Genomic DNA, 20,554 nt, shown 5'->3' on the forward strand with positions numbered 1-20,554 from the left:
TGCGGCAAGACCCCGTCGAGGGTTCAGAATGGCTCGCTGCACACCCGCACCATCGGATCGGAGTCCCGTGAAATCAGTGCCGCCCCATGTCTTCGACCTCCCCGACAGGCTCGCACCGAAGCGCCAACCCACGCTCATCGGTCATGACCGACAGCACTTTTCGGCGATCACCGCCAGCATCGAGAAGTCACGTTCCGACACGATCGCTCGATTGAACGCCATCCAGAAGTCATCCGGGCGGATGGGACAGGAGGTGATGGAACGTGATTTCGAGATTCACCGACTGAACGGGCGGCTGCGCCAATTGAATCGTTACGGTGCCGATCTGTGTTTGGGGAGGTTCGTCCCCATCGACTCGGACCAACCGGTGTACGTAGGGCGTACCGGCTTACTCGGCAATGCGGGCGAACAATTGCTCGTCGACTGGCGCTCCCCCGCTGCCGAGCCGTTCTTCGGTGCAACCCATGCCAACCCGATGGGACTGAAGAGCCGTCGCCGCTATCGGTGGACGAACGGCAGCATCACCGACTACTGGGACGAGGTCTTCGATCCCACGTCTCTGGACGACAATGCCGCGCTGGACGATCAGTCCGCGTTCATCGCCAGTCTGGGTGCCGAGCGCTCACCTCGGATGCGTGACGTACTGGGCACGATCCAGGCGGATCAGGACGCGATCATTCGAGCCCACGCGCACGGGGCACTGGCGATCGACGGTGGCCCGGGAACCGGGAAGACTGTTGTTGCCCTTCACCGCACCGCGTACCTGCTGTACGCAGACTCACGAATAGGGCACAACCGCGGCGGAGTACTGTTCATCGGTCCGCATCAGCCCTACCTCGCGTACGTCTCGGGCGTACTCCCCAGTCTCGGCGAGGAGGGAGTACGGACATGCACCCTGCGAGACCTCGTCGCGGAAGGGACGCATGCGCTCGACGACACCGATCCTGTTGCGGCGCGGCTCAAGGAAGACCTCGACGTCGACGCGGTCATCGAGGCGGCTGTTGCCTTCTACGAACAACCACCGACCCACGACGTCACAGTCGAAACAGACTGGGGAACATTTGTATTGACGCCGAACGACTGGGTGGAGGCATTCGGTGCGCCAGATCCCGGTACGCCGCACAACGAGGCTCGCGAGCTGATCTGGGACCTACTGACGACCATCGTGACCGATCGCTGTGCCGCACAGGGATCCCGCGAAGAATTTCGGCAGTCGCTGCAGCTGAACGAGGATCTGCGTGACGTCCTGGAACGCTCGTGGACGATCGTCGATGCCGCAGACCTCGTGGCGGACCTGTGGACCGTTCCGGCATACCTGCGCACATGCGCACCCTGGCTCGACGCGGACGACATTCGAGCACTTCGACGCGCTGATGCGACACGCTGGACTGTGGCCGACCTACCTCTGCTCGACGCGGCACGGGCGCGACTCGGCGATCCGAAACATGCTCTACGACAACGACGTCGATCGCTATCTGCTGCGATCGAACGCTCGCGAATGGACAGTGTCGTCGACGAGTTGATCGCGGTCGACGACGACGAAATGATGGCCGCGCAATTCCGTCAGGAGATAATTCGGGATGCACTCGTCGATTCGTCCGGCTTCGAGGACCATCCGACGGATCCGCTGGCGGGTCCGTTCGCGCACATCGTGATCGACGAGGCTCAGGAGTTGACCGATGCGCAGTGGCAGATGGTGATTCGGCGATGTCCTGCTGGGAGTTTCACCATCGTCGGAGACCGGGCGCAGTCTCGTCGGGGCTTCACCGAGACGTGGCCGGATCGGCTCGAACGAGTAGGTATCGACGAGGTGACCGTCGCCGCTCTCGGCGTGAATTACCGGACGCCGCAGGAAATTATGGACGTGGCCGAGCCGGTGATCCGGGCGGCGCTGCCCGACGCGAACGTTCCCACGTCGATACGCAGAACCGGCGTGCCGGTCGAATACGGTGACGTCGCATCACTTTCGACGGTTCTCGCCGATTGGCTCGGTTCGACGACCGGCGGAACCGCATGCGTGATCGGTGATCCTACTTTTCGGCAGTCCGATCGAATCAGCTCGCTGACACCACAGCTCGCCAAAGGTCTGGAATTCGATCTGGTCGTTCTGATCGACCCGGATTCTTTCGGCTCCGGCATCGCAGGTGCTGTCGACACGTATGTGGCCATGACGCGAGCCACCGGTCTACTCGTCATCTTGACCTCGTCGCAGCGCGAGCGAATCGAGTAGATCCAGCACGGCGTGGATCGCCGGACTCGCATCGGCGCTGCGCCTCCACGCGGCATGCACTTCTCGCTTGGGGGCGCGCGCCAGCGGGACCGCCACGAGCGCCGGGCCGAGAGGCGGTCTTGCGAGACGGGGAATCAGTGCCAGCACATCGTCTGCCTCCACCAGGGAAAGCTGAGTGGAGAAGTCGTCGACGAGGTGCCGAACGTCGATCTCGCTCGACGTGTCCGCGAACAGTCGACGAAACCACTGGTGGCACAACGTGCCCGCCGGGCTCGTCACCCACGGGTACGTCGCGAGGCCTGCCGGTGTCAGGGGCGACTTCCCTGCGGCGAGGGGGTGGGTTCGATTCATGACGACATCGCCGTGGTCGGTGTGAATGGATCGCCGAACGATCGAGCGAGGAGCCACTGCGGGAACTCCGTCGGCGTCGTGCACCAGCGCCAGGTCGGCTGCCCCCGAATGCACACTGTGCAGCGCCTTATCCGGGTCCTCCTCCCCGATCTGCACGGTGAGGTCGGGATGGCGAGCGCTCAGGGTCGCGAGTGCAGGGGCGAGCAGACCGCGGATCGCAGTGGAGAATCCGACCACTCGTACCACCCCGCGCGCGGCACCCTCGTCTGCCGATCTCGCCGACTCCAGACACCGCTCGAGAGCGTGGAACACCTCGTCCGCAGATTCGACCATTGCCCGTCCGGCCGGCGTGAGGACAACACCTCTGCCCGCCTGCGCAAGTACCGGCGTTCCGACCTGGCGTTCGAGCCGTTTGATCTGCTGGGAGACGGCCGACGCGGTGTAACCGAGCTCGTCGGCCGCTTTCGTCAGCGTGCCCAGGGCGGCAACTGCACGCAGCGCGTGGAGTGCATTGATATCGATCATGAAGCAAAGGTACGCAATACTGCCGAAATTACATCGCTGGACCGAGACGATCATGTGGGCTCACACTCGGACGATGAACATGTCCACTCCTTCGGCCACGTCGACGTTCGGCACCAACCTGGTTGCCATGTGCACACCGATGAACGCCGATGGGCAGGTGAGCCGCACCGGCACGGACGCCTTGCTGACCCACTTGCTCGCGACCGGGTGCGACGGCGTCGTCGTCGCCGGCACCACCGGGGAGGCACCGACTCTCACGCCGCGTGAGCAGGCCGATCTGATCACGGCGACGCGCGAATTCTCGGGCCACGCCCTGCGTGTGATCGCGGGTGTCGGCACCAACGACACCTCCGCCGGGATCGAGTCGGCGCGACGTGCCGCCGATGCGGGGGCCGACGCATTGCTCGTCACCGCCCCCTACTATTCGCGCCCCACGCAGGCCGGCGTCGCCGATCACATCGTTGCCATCGCCGACGCCGGAGCGCTCCCGGTCATGGTGTACGACGTGCCGGCTCGGACCGGTGTGCCGATCGACGCGTCGACCCTGGTCGACCTCTCGCGGCATACCTCGATCACGGCGGTCAAGGACGCGAAAGGCGACCTATACGAGGCGATGAACGTCATGGCTGAAACCGACCTGGCCTATTACTGCGGTATCGACGAATTGACCCTGCCCTATCTGTGCTGCGGTGCAACGGGTTCGGTGAGTGTGGTCGGCAATGTCGTCGCCGACCGCTACGCCGACCTCTTCGACGCGGTCCGTGCCGGAGATCTGACTCGCGCGAACGCGGTACAGCGATCGCTGCTACCTCTCGTCGAGGCCGTCATGCGCACCACCCAGGGAGCGATCATGGCCAAGGCGGCCTTGGTCGCCATCGGTGTGCTGGCCGACGCCACGGTGCGGCGCCCGTTGCTCGAATCGTCCGCCGCAGATCTGCAGCGTCTGACCCACGCGTTGGCGGTGACAGGAATCGATCAGGAATCGAGAAGCATGCGCGTTCCGATACGACTACCGTGATCGCACACATACCTCGGTGCAATCGACCTTCTCGGTTTCGGTTGCCGTGACGATCAGGAGACACCGCGAGCATGGCGACGACCAAGGTCACGCAGAAATCGGCAGCGCACGCCGCCGACAGTCACGATCTGATTCGAGTACAGGGCGCGCGGCAGAACAATCTCGCCGACATCAGCGTCGAACTTCCCAAGCGACGCCTCACGGTGTTCACCGGTGTCTCCGGGTCCGGAAAGAGCTCCCTCGTCTTCAGCACCATCGCGGCCGAATCCCAGCGCATGATCAACGAGACCTACAGCGCCTTCGTTCAGGGCTTCATGCCGACTCTCGCGCGGCCCGACGTCGATGTGATGGACGGGCTCACCACGGCCATCATCGTCGATCAACAGCGAATGGGTGCCAATCCCCACTCCACCGTCGGAACCGCCACCGACGCCTATGCCATGCTTCGCATTCTCTTCAGCAGAGTGGGGAAACCGTATATCGGCTCTGCACAGGCTTTTTCGTTCAACGTGGCATCCGTCTCCGGTGCAGGTGCTTACAAGGTGGACAAGGGAGGTCGTCAGACCACCGAAAAGAAGTCCTTCTCCGTCACCGGTGGAATGTGCCCGCGCTGCGAGGGACGCGGCTCGATCAGCGACTTCGACTTGAATGCCCTGTACGACGCGAGCAAGTCCCTCAACGAGAGCGCCATCACGATTCCCGGCTACAGCATGGAAGGCTGGTACGGCAGGATCTTTCGCGGCTGCGGTTACTTCGACCCCGACAAACCCATCGCGAAATACACGAAGAAAGAGCTCGACGATCTGCTGTATCGAGAGCCCACGAAGATCAAGGTCGAGGGCATCAATCTGACCTATTCGGGCCTGATCCCTCAGATCCAGAAGTCGTTCCTCTCTAAGGACGTCGACGCGATGCAGCCGCATATCCGGGCGTTCGTGGAGCGTGCGATCACGTTCGCCACGTGTCCCGAATGCGACGGAACGCGGCTCAACGAGGGTGCACGATCGTCGAAGATCAAGGGCATCAACATCGCCGACGCCTGCTCGATGCAGATCAGCGATCTGGCCACGTGGGTCGCAGGTCTGAAGGAACCGTCGGTGGCACCGCTGCTGACGACGCTGAGCGAGACCCTGGATTCGTTCGTAGAGATCGGCCTCGGCTACCTGAGCCTGAATCGGCCGTCGGGCACCCTGTCGGGCGGAGAAGCGCAGCGCACGAGAATGATTCGACATCTCGGCTCGTCGTTGACCGACGTCACCTACGTGTTCGACGAGCCGACGACGGGTCTTCACCCCCACGACATCGAACGGATGAACAACCTTCTTCTGCAGTTGCGGGACAAGGGAAACACCGTTCTCGTCGTGGAGCACAAGCCGGAAACGATCGCCATCGCCGACCATGTCGTCGACCTGGGGCCCGGTGCCGGCAGTGCGGGTGGGCACGTCTGCTTCGAGGGCACCGTCGACCAACTGAGGCAGAGCGATACGGTCACCGGCCGCCATTTCGACGACCGCGCGAGTCTCAAGGATTCGGTTCGCGAGTTCTCGGAGGTGCTCGAGATTCGAGGGGCGGATTCGCACAATCTGCGAGACGTGGACGTCGACGTTCCACTCGGGGTGCTGGTCGTTGTCACCGGAGTGGCGGGCTCCGGTAAGAGCTCGCTGATTCACGGGTCGCTCTCGGGCACCGACGATGTGGTCTCGGTCGATCAAGGTGCCATCCGCGGATCGAGGCGGAGCAACCCCGCGACCTACACGGGTCTGCTCGAACCCATCCGCAAAGCCTTCGCGAAGGAGAATGCGGTCAAACCCGCTCTGTTCAGCTCCAATTCGGAGGGTGCCTGCCCGACGTGCAATGGGGCGGGAGTCATCTACAGCGACCTCGCCATGATGGCCGGCGTTGCTACGACGTGTGAGGTGTGCGAGGGCAAACGGTTTCAAGCTTCGGTACTCGAGTACCATTTCGGCGGCCGAAACATCGACGAGGTGCTGTCCATGTCGGTGGCCGAGGCCGAGGATTTCTTCTCCGACGGACCGGCGAAACTGCTTGCAGCACAAAAGATTCTGCAACGGCTGAATGACGTCGGACTCGGCTACCTGAAGATCGGCCAGCCGCTGACGACTCTCTCGGGCGGCGAACGGCAACGACTCAAGCTCGCGACACACATGGCCGAGAAGGGTGGGGTGTACGTACTCGACGAGCCGACCACCGGGCTACACCTCGCCGATGTGGACAAACTGCTCGGGTTGCTCGACCGCCTGGTCGATTCGGGTAAGTCGGTGATCGTCATCGAGCACCATCAGGCCGTCATGGCCCACGCCGACTGGATCATCGACCTCGGCCCAGGAGCCGGGCACGACGGCGGCCTCGTGGTCTTCGAGGGCACCCCCGCAGATCTGGTGGCGGACGGATCCACCTTGACCGCGAAGCACCTGGCCGCGTACGTCGGATAGCTGACCAGAACCGAATACTCGATGGAGACGACGTGACCACCCTGCCCGACCGCCCTGCAACTGCGCTGTTGATCGTCGACGTCCAGAACGACGTCATGGCCGCCGCCCTCGATCGCACTCGCGTCGTCGACAACATGGTGCGACTGGTCTCACGAGCGCGAAAGACCGACACACCAGTGATCTGGGTGCAGCATTCCTCGGACCACGAGCTCGTGTCCGGCAGCCCGGGCTGGCAACTCGTGGAGGAACTTCCGATCGAAGCCGGAGACGCCTTGGTGCACAAGAAGCATGGAGACGCCTTCGAGGGCACGTCCTTGGAGGAGGTGCTCGCCGATGCCGGCGTCGGTCATGTGGTGGTTGCCGGCGCGCAAACGGACTTCTGTGTGCGATCGACTCTGCACGGAGCTCTGATTCGTGGGTACGACGTGACCTTGGTCAGCGACGCCCACACGACGGAGAACCTGCCGGACCCCGCCCTGCCCACACCGCAGCAGGTCATCGCGCACACGAACATGTATTGGGACAACCAGACCGCACCCGGCCGAACCGCATCGGCCGTCGCCACAGAGGACGTCACGATCGTCGGCCGCTAGCCTGACGCTCCTATTGTTGCTCTGTTCGACTCGCGCTGATCGGCGACGCGGTCACGCACGCACACCATCTCGTTCCGGGACGAACGTAGACTGCCGCCCATGGCACTCGATCACGGCGATCCCGGCGACGCCCCGTCCGTTCCCCCTCCCCTGTCTCCGGTGGTCGCGGACCGTCGTCCGTCGGCGGCCGAGGAGGCGCGCACGATCGCTGCGTCCACCAATATCGCGACGCTGGCCAGTTTGACCGCCGACGGCGATCCATGGGCGTCGTTCGTGACATACGGCTTGCTCGACGGAGCACCCGTGCTGTGCGTGTCGCGGATGGCGGAGCATGGTCGAAATCTCGACGGTGATCCACGAGCGAGTCTGTCGATCGTTGCACCTCAGTCACAGACGGACCCGCTGGCCTCGGGCCGCATCACGCTGGCCGGGGTGCTCGAGCGACCGGCAGGAGCCGAGCTCACTGCCGCACGACAAGCGCATCTCGACGCGGTGCCGGCCGCCAAGTACTACGTGGATTACAGCGACTTCACGCTGTGGGTCATGCGAGTGCATCGGGTGCGATGGGTCGGCGGGTACGGCCGAATGGATTCGGCGACGGCCGACGCGTACTCCGAGGCGTCCCCGGATCCCGTGTCTCCGTCCTCGGCCTACGCCGTCGAGCACCTCAACGCGGACCATGCGACGTCACTGTTGGCGATGGCCCGTCAGCTGGGTGGATACCCGGACGCGACCTCGGCGACGTGTACGGCCGCAGATCGATACGGCCTCGATCTGAACGTCCACACACCGCGCGGTGTGGCCTACACCAGAGTCGGTTACTCCGAGCCCATCGATTCCGCGGACGAGCTGCGCGCTGCAACGGTGGAACTGGCCAGGAGGTCGGCGACCGCCCCGTAGTCCTCGTGACAGTGAGAGCTGCACCTCGACCGATAGCTGGGCCCTTGGCGAGACGCTCCGCCCCGGGGCGACTACCGTTGTGGCCACATCGCAACGTCTAGGGAGCAGGTAATGAGCATCCAACCGGTCGAATCGAAGCGTCACCGTGTCGTCGTCATCGGTTCCGGGTTCGGAGGTCTGTTCGGCGTCAAGGCGCTCAAGAAGGCCGACGTCGACATCACCCTCGTCGCAAAGACGACCCACCACCTATTCCAGCCGCTGCTCTACCAGGTGGCCACAGGCATTCTGTCCGTCGGTGAGATCGCTCCCACTACCCGCGTCATTCTGCGCAAGCAGAAGAACGCCGAGGTGTTGCTGGGCGACGTGCTGAACATCGACCTCGAGGCCAAGACGGTCACGTCCAAGTTGCTCGAGCGCGTCACCGTCACCCCGTTCGACAGCCTGATCGTGGCCGCCGGTGCCCAGCAGTCGTACTTCGGTAACGACCATTTCGCCGAGTTCGCGCCCGGCATGAAGACAATCGACGATGCACTCGAACTGCGCGGACGCATCCTCGGAGCCTTCGAGCAGGCGGAACTCTCCGACGACCAGGAGGAGAAGGACCGCCTGATGACGTTCGTCGTCGTCGGAGCAGGTCCGACGGGTGTCGAACTCGCAGGGCAGATCGCAGAACTCGCCGACCGCACCCTCGACGGAGCGTTCCGCAACATCGATCCCCGCGACGCGCGCGTCATCCTGCTGGACGCCGCACCGGCCGTCCTTCCCCCGATGGGCGAGAAACTCGGCCGCAAGGCAGCCGAACGGCTCGAGAAGCTCGGTGTCGAGATCCAGCTCAACGCGATGGTCACCGACGTCGACAACGACGGCCTGACCGTCAAGGAAAAAGACGGAACGACGCGTCGTATCGAGGCTCAGTGCAAGGTCTGGTCCGCGGGCGTGCAGGGCAGCCCGCTCGGCAAGCAGCTGGCCGACCAGTCGGGTTCGGAGACGGACCGCGCCGGCCGAGTTCTGGTGGAACCGGATCTGACTGTCAAGGGTCATCCGAACGTCTTCGTCATCGGCGACTTGATGTCGGTCAAGGACGTTCCCGGCATGGCACAGGGTGCGATCCAGGGTGCCACCTACGCAGCCAAGCTGATCAAGGCGTCGGTCAAGGGGCAGGACGACCCCACCCAGCGAGCACCCTTCAAGTACTTCGACAAGGGCTCCATGGCCACGGTGTCGCGGTTCAATGCGGTGGCGAAGGTCGGTAAGCTGGAGTTCGGTGGCTTCATCGCATGGCTCATGTGGCTCGCCCTCCACCTGTACTACCTGGTGGGGTACCGCAGCCGTATCACCACGGTCATTTCCTGGTTCGTCACGTTCCTCGGTAGAGGCCGTGCTCAGATGGCATCGACGGAGCAGCAGGTGTTCGCGCGGCTTGCCATCGAACAACTGAACTCTCTCGAAAAAGCGGGCGACGTGAACCAGCGGACAGCCGAGGTCGAAGAGGAACGCGAAAAAGCAGCGGGTTGATTCACGCAGAACCCACTGAGTAGCGAAGCAAGAAGGGCTCCGTCCGACGCACATCGTCGGACGGAGCCCTTTCTTTCTGCCCTGCCCGATCTATCGGGTCGGCTGAAGGCGATGACCGACGGAGGTACTCAGCGAGCCACCCCCGGCCAAGGCCAAGCGCACGGTGCCGCCCGCCAGATCGACCTCGGAATCCCGACTGTCCGGATAGCGAAGCGTGCTGGACATCGACATCGGTGCCGACAACCCGTCGTGCGCCACCGTCCCCTCCCCCAGTTCCACCCGGTGGCGCAACAGCGGCCGGCCTCCCACATCGCAGTGCATCGAACTCGCCCACTGTCCCGCCACCTCGTCGAGCCTGCCGATCTGTACGCGCTCACGCAGCCACAGATCCGAGTCTTGTTCCAGTTCGATGACATTGAGCACCGTATGAGAGGCATCGGAGACGACGACCATCGGCTCGGGGTCGAAAACGAGTGACGCCCCCGCCCCCAACTCGACGTGCCAGTGCGCCGACGAATGACGTTGTGCTGCACCGGGCATCGCCAAGGACGCTGCCACACTGCGCACATCCAGACGAGCGCCGGCAGCCACCGAGATCCTGACGCTGATGGTGTCTCCGCCGAGAGGCGTGGCCGCGGTGCCGATCAGGTGGACGGTGTCGGGCCCCGTTTGCCTACCTGCGAGTCCGCCGACCGATGTGATGCGGGGACTGCGTCGACGACTCGCGTCGATGCGGAGCTCGGTGTGCATCGTTCAGTGCGCGTGGTCGTGTGCGTCGGCGTCGGCGATAACCTTCAATTGCTCACGCACCCAGCCGAGCACCGTCGTTGCTGCGGGATCGTCCGTGAGAGAGATCAGGGCCGTGGGGCGACCCTCGCGCACCTGCGCGGCGTCGCGCTCCATGACACCCAGATCCGCACCGACGTACGGCGCGAGATCGGTCTTGTTGACGACGAGCAGGTCGGAGAACGTCACGCCGGGACCACCCTTACGAGGCACCTTGTCTCCTCCCGCGACGTCGACGACAAAAATCTGGACGTCGATCAAACCGGACGAAAACGTGGCGGTGAGATTGTCGCCGCCGGACTCCACCAGAATCAGGTCGAGAGGGGGGTTGTTCTCGATCAGGTCGTCGATCGCGTCGAGATTGGCGGTGATGTCGTCGCGTATCGCGGTATGCGGACAGCCGCCGGTCTGCACGGCCGTGATGCGCTCGTCCGGCAACACTGCGTGCCGCCGCAGGAAGTCGGCATCCTCAGTGGTGTAGATGTCGTTGGTGAGCACGGCCAGAGACAGCTCGTCGCGGAGCTGGCGGCACAAGGCGGCCACCAAGGCGGTCTTGCCCGACCCGACGGGTCCGCCGATTCCCACACGCAAAGCATCGCCTGCGACCCGTGTGCGCTTGGGTCGGTCCAACCCGTGGTCGTGGGGCTCACCGTCGATCAGGTGCGGGGGCATGACATCTCCTTCGGTCGAGAAAACGGTACTGCGGTCGAGAACCGTGTCAGCGGTCGTGAATTCAGGATACGAACAATGGGCGATCGCGGACGGCGTGGGCTTCCGCGAACATGTCCAGCAGCGGATCGGACAGCTCCATCAGAACCGGAAGCGATGCGCACGCGGCGTCGGCCACCTCGTCGCAGAAGTCCCCCAACCGAATGGTGCACGAGGCAACCTCGGCGGGGTCGAGCGCAAGCAGACGTTGCGCCGCGATCGCCGAGCCGGTCATGGTGATGTACACCTGCACAGCCGCGGTGTCGGCGACGGACAGGTCGGCTGCGAGTCCCACGTGCCCGGCCGCGACGGCCAGATGCGGCCGCCGGCCAATGGACAGCCAATCGTGATGCGGCCATGCTGATTTGGCCAATCTGAGCAACCCCCGACCCTGAGCTCGCGACGCAGCTCGCACTGCCGGCGACGGCGTCCGGGCATCGCACTCGGCATCGGCCGCATCCGTGTCCAACGAGCCGAGAACAACCGCACCCGCGATGGACGCCGCCGTGGCTCCCGACGTCCGAATTCGCCGACGCAGAAATGCCTCGAGGGTATCGATGTCGCGCACGAAACCTGATGCGATCGCTTCTTCGACTCCCCCGGAATGGACGTGCCCACCGGTGGGAAACCGCGAATCTGCAAGCGAGAGAAGGGTTGTGACCTGTCGACGTGCAGCGTACGACGACGCAGTCGACGAGAGGGATCCTAGGGCCATCAGAAGAGGAAATACCGTTGCGCCATCGGCAATTCGGACGCCGGTTGTTCCTTCCACACCTCGCCGTCGATACGCACGGTGAAGGTGTCCGGATCGACTTCGATCTCCGGAAGCGAATCGTTGAGCGGCATATGGGCTTTCCTGATCCCGCGCACGTTCGCAACCGGAACGAGACGACGATCGCACGCAAGGCGATCGGCCAGACCGTCCTCGATCGCTTGTGGCGCAACGAAATGCAGCGACGTCGCAGCAGCTGCCTTGGGTGACGCTCCGAACATCGGCCGCGGCAGCTCGGGTTGCGGCGTAGGAATGGATGCATTGGCGTCGCCCATCGCGGCCCACGCGATCATGCCGCCCTTGATGACCATGTGCGGACGCACACCGAAGAAGGCTGGATCCCACAACACCAGATCGGCGAGCTTGCCCGTTTCGATCGACCCGATCTCCGCATCGAGACCGTGGGCCACGGCCGGACAGATCGTGTACTTCGCGACGTATCGCCTGACCCGATTGTTGTCGGCACCGTTGTCCCCGGGCAGGTATCCGCGCCGCGCCTTCATGACATGAGCCGTCTGCCAGGTTCGCAGTACCACCTCACCGATACGTCCCATGGCCTGAGCATCGCTGCCGATCATCGAGATCGCTCCCATGTCGTGCAGCAAGTCCTCGGCCGCGATGGTCGACGGCCGAATGCGGCTCTCTGCGAACGCCAGATCCTCCGGAATGCTCGGACTGAGGTGATGGCACACCATCAACATGTCGAGATGCTCGTCCAACGTGTTCACGGTGTGCGGACGCGTCGGATTGGTCGAGCTGGGCAGTACGTGTGCTTGCGCGGCAACGGTGATGATGTCGGGAGCGTGTCCGCCGCCTGCACCTTCGGTGTGATAAGCGTGTATTCCACGGCCGTTGATCGCAGCGAGGGTGGTCTCGACGAATCCGGCCTCGTTGAGGGTGTCGGAGTGAAGAGCCGCTTGAACTCCCGCCTCGTCGCACACTCGCAGGCACGCGTCGATCGCGGCGGGAGTCGACCCCCAATCCTCGTGCAACTTGAATCCCGAAGCGCCGCCGCGCAACTGCTCCCACATCGAATCGGGATTGACCGTGTTGCCTTTGCCGAGCAGCACGATGTTCATCGGCCAGTCGTCGAGAGATTCGAGCATCCTGGACAGATGCCAGGCACCCGGGGTGACGGTGGTTGCCTTGCTCCCTTCGGCGGGCCCGGTACCACCCGCGATCACCGTGGTGATGCCGCCGCCCAGGGCTTCTTCCTTGATCTGCGGGCAGATGAGGTGCACATGGCAATCGATGCCGCCGGCCGTGACGATCTTTCCGTTGCCCGCGATGATCTCGGTCGATGGTCCGATCACGAGATCCGGATGAACGCCGGTCATGGTGTCGGGATTGCCGGCCTTTCCGAGCGCAACGATCCGACCGTCGCGAATACCGAGGTCTGCCTTGATGATTCCCCAGTAATCGACGACGACGACGCCGGTGATGACGGTATCCGGGGCACCGTCTGCCCGGGTGGCGCGAGACTGGCCCATCGACTCACGGATCACTTTGCCGCCGCCGAACACCGCTTCCTCGCCGGCCTTGCCCGGACCACCACTACGGTCCTCGGTGATCTCGATCAGAAGGTCGGTGTCGGCCAACCGAATCCCATCACCCGTCGTGGGGCCGAACAACTGGGCGTATCGACTGCGACTCATACGCGCCATCAGCTGTCCAACTTTCCTGGAGGTGTCATGCTCAAGCCGTATACCTCGCGGGTCCCACCGAGGGGCACGAGTTGCACCGTCTGCTCGATGCCCGGCTCGAAGCGCACGGCAGTGCCGGCCGGAATGTCGAGCCGACACCCGTAGGCGCGATCGCGATCGAACTGCAGGGCGGCGTTCGCTTGAGGAAGATGCACGTGACTTCCCACCTGCACCGGTCGATCGCCGCCGTTCACCACCGTCAAGGTGATCGATTCGACACCGTCGTTGATCTCGATATCTCCTGCGACGGTGAAGATCTCACCCGGAACCAGATGGCCGTCTCCGCGCTCGGGCGAGATCGGCTCGTGCACCGTGATCAGTTTCGTTCCGTCGGGAAACGTCGCTTCCACCATCACCTCGGGAAGCAGTTCGGGCACACCACTCAGCACGTCGTCGGCCGTGAGCACTTCCCGGCCCGACGCCATCAGCTCGGCCACGGACTTTCCGTCACGAGCACCCTCGAGGAGGTGATCGGTGATGACCGCGATCGCCTCGGGGTGATTGAGTTTCAGGCCGCGAGCACGGCGCCGCCGCGCGAGTTCGGCGGCGTAGCTGACGAGCAGTCGATCCTGCTCGTGCGGAGACAACCGCATGTAGGTTCTCCGTCCGATCGGTGATGATGCTCGGCAATTCTGACACGCAGTCAGCCCAAGGGCACGGTGACCGACCGATCGAGCAGACCCCGCAGGACATTTCGGTCGACAGAAGGGGCCACGTCCTGCAGTTCGGTGACCTTGAACGCGCCCGCGTCCAGGCCGCGTACCAATACGCCCGCGAGAGCTTGCGCCGTCGCCGGCTCGTCCATCACATCTCCGCCGCGGCGATCGAGGTAATTGCCCAGTCGAGCTGCGGCGACGGGCATCGCGTGACGAAAGAACTCGAACGTGGCCAACCACCGCGTCACCAGATGACCGGGGTGCATGTCCCACCCCTGGTAGAAGCCCCGCTCGAGGGATCTGGTCACCAGATCGAAGTGGCGCCGCGCCGACGCTGCCACTTGTTCGGAGCTACCGGTCGGAACCACCTGGGTGGACCCGTCGCACACCCACACGCCTGTCTGCGCTGCCGCAACCAACATGACGTTCTTGGCATGGTCTGCCACCGGATGAGCCAGAGATTGCTGCGCCGATGTGATTCCACACGCCGCGCTGTAGTCGTAGGTGCCGTAGTGGAGCGACGTGCAGCGACCATCCGCGCGGGCTATCGCACGCGCCAACGTCGTCGTACCGTCGGCACCGATCACGGCCTGCGGGCTTTCGATCTGCAACTCGAAACGGAGTGCCCGATCGGGAAGACCGTGAGCCCGCTCGAGTTCTTCGCACAACGCGACCACGGCCGAAACCTGCTCGACCGCGCGGAGTTTGGGCACTGTGAACACGAACCCGTCGGGCACTCCCCCGGCCCCGTCCAGGACGAGTTCCAGGGTTCGAATGCCACGCCGACGCTCATGAGCGGCAAGGCCTTTCGCACGGATGCCCAGCCACGACGGGCCCGCCGTGTCGTGTGCCAGCGCAGCCAACGCTGCACCTGCTGCCGCGGCGTGACGATCCTCGACGGCGTCGGAGCGCCACCCGTAGCCGTCCTCGAAATCGAACCTGAGGTCCTGGATCGGTGCTGCGTTCAGCCGGTCCCGTACCACCGGTAGAGCATCGGTGGTGCCGAGGCCGGCGAAGGCCTCGGGGTGCGCATCGAGCAGGCCGAGGGCTGCGGTTCCCCATGCGGCCGGGATGTTCTCGGACGCCTCGGAGGCCGGGATGTAGACAGTGTGGGAGGGCTGCCCGCCTATTCGGTCTCCCGGATAGTGCTGCGCCAGATCGGCATCGATGGGCTCGAAGAGTGCTTCGAGGCGGTCGAACGCGTCGTCGGTCAGCGCTCCGCCGGCGGAAGGGGGAACGACATCGTCGTGTCCGGTCATGGGCTTCACTGTCCCAGACGTGCTGTGTTTTCGATATTCGCCAGCCGCACTTTGCCCTGTGCCACCAGGCGGCCGCCCTCGTCGGAGATGTCGACCTGCCAGAGTTGCTGGGTGCGGCCTCGATGGATCGGATGTCCGTGCGCGGCAAGAGAGCCCGAGCGCGTTGCTCGCAGGAAGTCCGTGCTGTTGTTCACCCCGACGACATGACCGCGCGAACCGAACCAGGCCGATCCACCGATGCTGGCAACCGATTCCACCACGGCGCACAGAACACCACCGTGCATGATCCCGGCCGGCTGGTGCAGTTGCGGGGTGACATCCCACTCTGCGCGAACGACGTCGCCGGTCACTTCTCGGTAGGTCAGTCCGACCACGCCGTCGAATCCGCGTCCGCAGAGTTCGGTCAGCTGTTCCGGGGTGAGGGTCTCGAAGGGGCTCGCTTCGGTGGTGCCGTTCGAATCGGTCATTGCTCCGCTTCCGGTCGCGTACTGAGAATGTTCGCCGACTGCAGTCGACCCATGACCAGAAATACACGACACTCCGCCCGAGAAAATCGGTGGGCCTCTCGTTCGAGTCGAACGAGAGGCCCACCGTGGCAAGGACCGGGAGACACTGCAGCCCTCAGGTCTCCGGCGCGGTCCGCTGGTCTGAAATTAGCATAGGCATACCTCAGTTCGGACGCAAGGCCTTCACGAGGCGCGTAGCCGCTGCCGGCCCGGGACTCCGACTCGCGATCGCACGGGCGCGCCGGCAGCGACCATCGCGTCGAGCAGTAACTGGCCTCGCCGCGTTCCGGCGGAGGGGCCGGTCCCGGCCAAAATCGGGACGTACGTCGACGCACCGAGGATCGCGTCACCCACCAGCGCCCAGAAGACGCGAGCATCCAGCGGAGCCCGCTCACTGATCGCACGATAGACAGATCCGAGAGACGTCAGGCACCGATGCGCGGTCCAGACGAGAAGAGCCTGTTCACAGGGCAATGTCACGGTTCCGGGCTCGCCGGCTGCCGGATCCTCCGGCAGCACTCGCAAGATGGGCGACGCAACACCCGCCCAATCGATTCCCCCGTCGCTGTCCATATGGATCCACAAGTTCTCGATGCCCGGATCCCAGGCACGCGCTTCGAGCACGAGCAGTGCTGCAACCCGCCCGACCACCGCATGAATCAGCGCAGTCGCCACCTGCACCGCCGCAGCGTGCGGCACTTCGAGATCCTCGAGCGAACGGCGGTACATCTGCTCGACGCGACCGTCGTCGAGACCGACCGACAGCTGCCACCAACGCCGCTTACCCTCGTCGGCCATGGCGGCCACCGCGTACATCCGCGGATAGTCGGGATTGAGCGCGCGCAGAGTGGAACACGACTCGGCCAACAGAGCGTGCCCACCGGATCGGTCCGAGAATCGGTGCACATCGGCCCAGCCCGTGAATGCCGCAGTTGCAAGTGACACCTGAACGCTCCTTCTGTTCGTGACCGGTGAACTCGCCCCACCGTCGACCAATGGATGTAGGTTAGCCTAACCAGATCCGGCTGCCGAGTCAGGCACCGCTACCCTTACCTCGTGTCGCACGGCGAGCAAGGGTTCCGTAACCTAAACCGTGTCCCTTCGATCCAGCGAGGAGTCACGACCCCAGTGACCACAGCTCCGCTACTCGGCCCTCACGGCTCGCGTCGCTCGCCCGACGAGCGATACGGGACCGAGGACGTGCCCACCGGGCCCGCACCGTGGAGTACACGCATCGCAGCCGCGGGGATCGACGCGCTGATCGTGCTCGTGCCGTTGTTCATCGGGTGGTCGATCGTCGACGCCCTTCGCGACGACAACGGCGGTGGCCAGGCCGACCGTGTCGTGTTCGGAGCCATTTCTCTATCGGTGGCCGTCGCCTTGTTCGTCTGGAACCGCGGCTACCGCGATGGCAACGAGGGGCAGAGCACAGGTAGACGGTGGATGAGTCTGACGCTCCGCGACACCGACACCACCGGCCCGGTCGGTGTCCGTCGAGCTCTCCGTCGCCAGTTCGGTCTCGGCCGGTCCACTTCGGAGGTCGTGCGCGAGAAGACAGCTGCAGCGGATGATTTCGAGCCCATTCCCAAGGATGGTTCGGTTGCCGCCATTCGCCGACGCAGATTGCTCGGCCTGGCAGTGCTGGTCGTCGCTCTGGCCGCCGGCATCTTTGCGAGCATCGCCATCGGTGCCCGACCACTGACGTTCGCCGAGATCGCCCGTGCATTGATCGATTCGAACGGCACGGACACCGACATCATCGTGCGGACCTTGCGGGTCCCCCGAACGGTGCTGGCGTTGGTGGTCGGCATCGCGCTCGGTATCGCAGGTGCCCTCATCCAGGGACATACGCGCAACCCGCTGGCCGATGCCAGCTTGCTCGGCCTCAATTCCGGGGCTGCGTTCTTCGTCGTCATGGCCATCTACCTGTTCCGGTTCACCTCTCCGAGCCAGTACCTGTGGTTCGCGTTCGCGGGTTCGGCAGTGGCGAGCGTCGTGGTGTTCGGTCTGTCGTCCATCGGGTCGGGCAGATCGAGTCCGATCAACCTCGCCCTGGCGGGCGCGGGTGTCGCGTTCTTCCTCTCCGCGATGACGAATGCCATCGTGTTGCTCGACCAGACGAGCCTCGACGGCTACCGCTTCTGGGTGGTCGGATCGGTCGCCGGTCGGGGGCTCGACGTGCTGTGGCAGGTTCTCCCCTTCCTGATTCTCGGTGTGCTGATCGCACTCGCCAGCACCCCGGGCCTGAACGTCATGAGCCTGGGCGAGGACGTTGCGCGGTCCCTCGGAACCAACATCGCGGTCACCCGAACCGTTGGCATCCTGGCCATCACTCTGCTGACCGGAGCGGCAACGGCCGCGTGCGGGCCCATTGCCTTCGTCGGCCTCGTCGTTCCGCACATCGCCCGAGCGGTGACCGGACCCGACTACCGCTGGCTCGTGCCCTACGCGGGCCTCATGGGCGGCGTGATGCTGATGATCGCGGACGTCATCGGACGCGTCGTGGTGCGCCCGGGCGAGTTGCAGGTGGGCATCGTCCTCGCCCTCTTCGGCGCGCCGTTCTTCATCGCACTGGTACGCCGTAGAAAGTTGGCGAGCCTGTGACCGCCGAGATCCGGTCCCCCGAACCCTCCACGGCCGGCCCCGGCACCGTGCCCGCGCGGCCCGCCGTTCGCCTGGGGCGGGTGTCCCTCGTCCGCCGTCCACTGATGGTCGTCACCACCGTCCTCGTGGCTGCCGCCTTGATTCTGGTCATGTGTGTCAACATCGGCCGCGGCGACTTTCCGCTGTCGATCCCCCAGGTGCTCGACGTCCTGCTCGGCGGCGGAACGCGGATCGAACGGTTCATCGTCATGGACCTGCGCCTGCCCCGGTCGTTGACGGGCTTGCTCGTCGGAGCGGCCCTGGGAATTTCCGGTGCGATCACGCAATCCATCTCTCGAAACGCACTCGCCAGTCCCGATATTCTCGGCATCACCGCCGGTGCCAGTGCTGCAGCCGTCGCGCTGATCGTCCTGGGCGGCGGCGGTACCTTCAGCGGTCTGCTCGCCACCCTCGGGCTGCCACTGGCAGCGCTGATCGGCGGAGTACTCACCGCAATAGCGATCTACTCACTCGCCTGGCGGAAAGGCGTCGACGGCTTTCGCTTCATTCTGGTGGGAATCGCCGTCAACGCCATGCTCACGGCCGTCATCGGGTGGTTGCTGATCAGCGCCGACATCAACGACGTGTCGCGCGCGCAGGTCTGGCTCAACGGTTCTCTCAACGGAGCCAACTGGTCGACGGTGTGGCCGGTCGCTGTCGCCGTCGTCATCGTCGGGGGCGCAACCATCGTGTCGACGTTCACGCTGGGAGCACTGCGTCTGGGTGACGACAATGCACGATCGCTCGGAGTGCGGTTGCAGCACAGCCAAGCCGTGATGTTGCTCGCCGCCGTCGCACTCGCTGCCGTTGCCACGGCTGCGGCCGGACCGATCGCGTTCGTCGCACTGGCAGCCCCGCAGATCGCGGTACGGCTCCTTCGAACCCCGGGACCGCCGATCATCGCCTCGGCATTACTGGGCGGACTGCTGGTAGTGGCGAGTGATCTCATCGCGCGGACGATCCTGCCGGTGGAACTGCCGGTCGGCATCGTCACCTCGGCACTCGGTGGACCGTTCCTTCTGTACCTTCTCGTGCGCAGCAATCGAAAGGCTTCCGTATGACAATCAGCCACGCCTCGCGTTTGGTCGCCGACGATCTCAGCCTCGGTTACGGCGACCGGACCATCATCGAGCACCTCGACCTCGCGATTCACACCGGAGTGATCACCACCGTCATCGGCCCGAACGGCTGCGGCAAGTCGACCCTGTTGCGATCGCTCGGACGCCTGCTCAAGCCCAAGGCCGGAAGCGTGATGCTCGACGGCCGGGCGATCTCCTCGATGAAGACCAAAGAGGTTGCCCGAACCCTGGGCATGCTGCCGCAGGCACCTACTGCTCCGGAAGGACTGACCGTCGCCGATCTGGTCTCGCGCGGTCGTCACCCCCATCAGTCGTGGATCAGGCAGTGGAGCTCGGACGACGAGGCAGAAGTGGCTAACGCACTCGAACTCACCGGCGTCGGCGACCTCGCCGACCGTCCCGTCGACGAGCTGTCCGGTGGTCAACGGCAACGCGCCTGGATTTCGATGGCACTGGCGCAAGGCACCGACATCCTGCTGTTGGACGAGCCGACCACCTACCTCGACCTCGCCCACTCCATCGAGGTACTCGACCTCGTCGATCGCCTGCACGAGGAGCTCGGCCGCACCATCGTCATGGTGTTGCACGATCTCAACCTCGCACTGCGATACAGCGACCAGTTGATCGTCATGAAGCAAGGAACCATCGTTACGTCCGGTCGCCCCCAGGACGTCATCTCGGAGGAACTACTGCTCGACGTGTTCGGACTCGAGGCAGCCGTGATCGACGATCCCATGTCGGATCGCCCGCTCATCGTTCCGATCGGAACTCGCCACGTGTACGGGTCGGTCGGTGGTCCGGTGAAATCGGACAGGCGTTCCGGGACACTGGACTCGCGGGCCGTCTAGCGCAGAGCG

18 protein-coding genes are annotated in these 20,554 nt (G+C 64.5%); 9 read left to right on the forward strand and 9 right to left on the reverse strand.

The features are described 5' to 3' along the window. The first annotated feature begins 67 nt into the window (after positions 1–67). The gene (gene helR / locus J1M81_RS02960) at positions 68–2,230 is read left to right on the forward strand and encodes an RNA polymerase recycling motor ATPase HelR (RefSeq protein WP_032400732.1); all 2,163 of its coding nucleotides are present in this window, start codon (positions 68–70) and stop codon (positions 2,228–2,230) included. Here helR and J1M81_RS02965 read toward each other — a convergent pair. After that, positions 2,186–3,106: a LysR family transcriptional regulator gene (locus tag J1M81_RS02965; RefSeq protein WP_032400731.1), complete on the reverse strand. Its 921-nt coding sequence runs from the start codon at positions 3,104–3,106 to the stop codon at positions 2,186–2,188. The two genes, helR and J1M81_RS02965, sit on opposite strands and share 45 nt — an antisense overlap. Positions 3,107–3,179: 73 nt before the next feature. Between J1M81_RS02965 and dapA the strand changes: the two genes are divergently transcribed. The 5 genes from dapA (at position 3,180) to J1M81_RS02990 (ending at position 9,585) form a co-directional block, all read left to right on the forward strand. Further along, entirely contained in the window at positions 3,180–4,124 is a 945-nt protein-coding gene (gene dapA / locus J1M81_RS02970) for a 4-hydroxy-tetrahydrodipicolinate synthase (protein ID WP_052061602.1), read from the forward strand. Between the two features lie 71 nt (positions 4,125–4,195). Then, on the forward strand, positions 4,196–6,577 hold the full coding sequence (locus J1M81_RS02975; RefSeq protein ID WP_032400730.1) for an excinuclease ABC subunit UvrA: 2,382 nt from the start codon (positions 4,196–4,198) through the stop codon (positions 6,575–6,577). Between the two features lie 32 nt (positions 6,578–6,609). Continuing rightward, positions 6,610–7,170 (forward strand): isochorismatase family protein, encoded by a 561-nt coding sequence (locus J1M81_RS02980; RefSeq protein WP_206497558.1) that lies wholly within the window; start codon positions 6,610–6,612, stop codon positions 7,168–7,170. A gap of 99 nt (positions 7,171–7,269) precedes the next feature. Next, positions 7,270–8,070 (forward strand): HugZ family protein, encoded by an 801-nt coding sequence (locus J1M81_RS02985; RefSeq protein ID WP_206497559.1) that lies wholly within the window; start codon positions 7,270–7,272, stop codon positions 8,068–8,070. 111 nt (positions 8,071–8,181) lie between these two features. After that, positions 8,182–9,585: an NAD(P)/FAD-dependent oxidoreductase gene (locus J1M81_RS02990; RefSeq protein ID WP_032372402.1), complete on the forward strand. Its 1,404-nt coding sequence runs from the start codon at positions 8,182–8,184 to the stop codon at positions 9,583–9,585. A gap of 90 nt (positions 9,586–9,675) precedes the next feature. Here the strand turns inward: J1M81_RS02990 and J1M81_RS02995 are convergent, their stop codons facing one another. The 8 genes from J1M81_RS02995 to J1M81_RS03030 all read right to left on the reverse strand — a co-directional run bounded on the left by J1M81_RS02995 (position 9,676) and on the right by J1M81_RS03030 (position 16,881). Then, a complete protein-coding gene (locus J1M81_RS02995) occupies positions 9,676–10,335 on the reverse strand; it encodes an urease accessory protein UreD (protein WP_027497138.1) in 660 nt (219 codons plus the stop codon). Positions 10,336–10,338: 3 nt separating this feature from the next. Further along, positions 10,339–11,043, reverse strand: a complete 705-nt coding sequence (gene ureG / locus J1M81_RS03000; RefSeq protein WP_032370566.1) for an urease accessory protein UreG — start codon at positions 11,041–11,043, stop codon at positions 10,339–10,341. A 61-nt stretch (positions 11,044–11,104) separates the two neighbouring features. After that, positions 11,105–11,794, reverse strand: a complete 690-nt coding sequence (locus J1M81_RS03005; RefSeq protein WP_045841751.1) for an urease accessory protein UreF — start codon at positions 11,792–11,794, stop codon at positions 11,105–11,107. Beyond that, positions 11,794–13,515: an urease subunit alpha gene (locus J1M81_RS03010; RefSeq protein WP_206497560.1), complete on the reverse strand. Its 1,722-nt coding sequence runs from the start codon at positions 13,513–13,515 to the stop codon at positions 11,794–11,796. The genes J1M81_RS03005 and J1M81_RS03010 overlap by 1 nt, the downstream gene beginning before the upstream one ends. Further along, entirely contained in the window at positions 13,515–14,147 is a 633-nt protein-coding gene (locus tag J1M81_RS03015) for an urease subunit gamma (protein ID WP_045841750.1), read from the reverse strand. The genes J1M81_RS03010 and J1M81_RS03015 overlap by 1 nt, the downstream gene beginning before the upstream one ends. A 50-nt stretch (positions 14,148–14,197) precedes the next feature. Then, complete coding sequence (locus J1M81_RS03020) at positions 14,198–15,469, reverse strand: aldolase/citrate lyase family protein (RefSeq protein ID WP_045841896.1); 1,272 nt, start codon at positions 15,467–15,469, stop codon at positions 14,198–14,200. A 5-nt stretch (positions 15,470–15,474) separates the two neighbouring features. Further along, the gene (locus J1M81_RS03025) at positions 15,475–15,936 is read right to left on the reverse strand and encodes a PaaI family thioesterase (RefSeq protein WP_027497142.1); all 462 of its coding nucleotides are present in this window, start codon (positions 15,934–15,936) and stop codon (positions 15,475–15,477) included. 222 nt (positions 15,937–16,158) lie between these two features. Then, complete coding sequence (locus J1M81_RS03030) at positions 16,159–16,881, reverse strand: hypothetical protein (protein WP_228139410.1); 723 nt, start codon at positions 16,879–16,881, stop codon at positions 16,159–16,161. A 222-nt stretch (positions 16,882–17,103) separates the two neighbouring features. Between J1M81_RS03030 and J1M81_RS03035 the strand changes: the two genes are divergently transcribed. Genes J1M81_RS03035 through J1M81_RS03045 form a run of 3 tightly spaced genes read left to right on the forward strand, consistent with a single transcriptional unit; the run spans position 17,104 to position 20,545 of the window. Next, positions 17,104–18,579, forward strand: a complete 1,476-nt coding sequence (locus J1M81_RS03035) for an iron chelate uptake ABC transporter family permease subunit (protein WP_206497561.1) — start codon at positions 17,104–17,106, stop codon at positions 18,577–18,579. A 47-nt stretch (positions 18,580–18,626) separates the two neighbouring features. Then, complete coding sequence (locus J1M81_RS03040; RefSeq protein ID WP_174557250.1) at positions 18,627–19,679, forward strand: iron chelate uptake ABC transporter family permease subunit; 1,053 nt, start codon at positions 18,627–18,629, stop codon at positions 19,677–19,679. Beyond that, a complete protein-coding gene (locus J1M81_RS03045; RefSeq protein ID WP_032372399.1) occupies positions 19,676–20,545 on the forward strand; it encodes an ABC transporter ATP-binding protein in 870 nt (289 codons plus the stop codon). The genes J1M81_RS03040 and J1M81_RS03045 overlap by 4 nt, the downstream gene beginning before the upstream one ends. The last annotated feature ends 9 nt before the right edge of the window (positions 20,546–20,554 follow it).

This window comes from Rhodococcus sp. KRD175, from assembly GCF_017168275.1.
GTDB classification, from domain to species: Bacteria; Actinomycetota; Actinomycetes; order Mycobacteriales; family Mycobacteriaceae; genus Rhodococcoides; species Rhodococcoides fascians.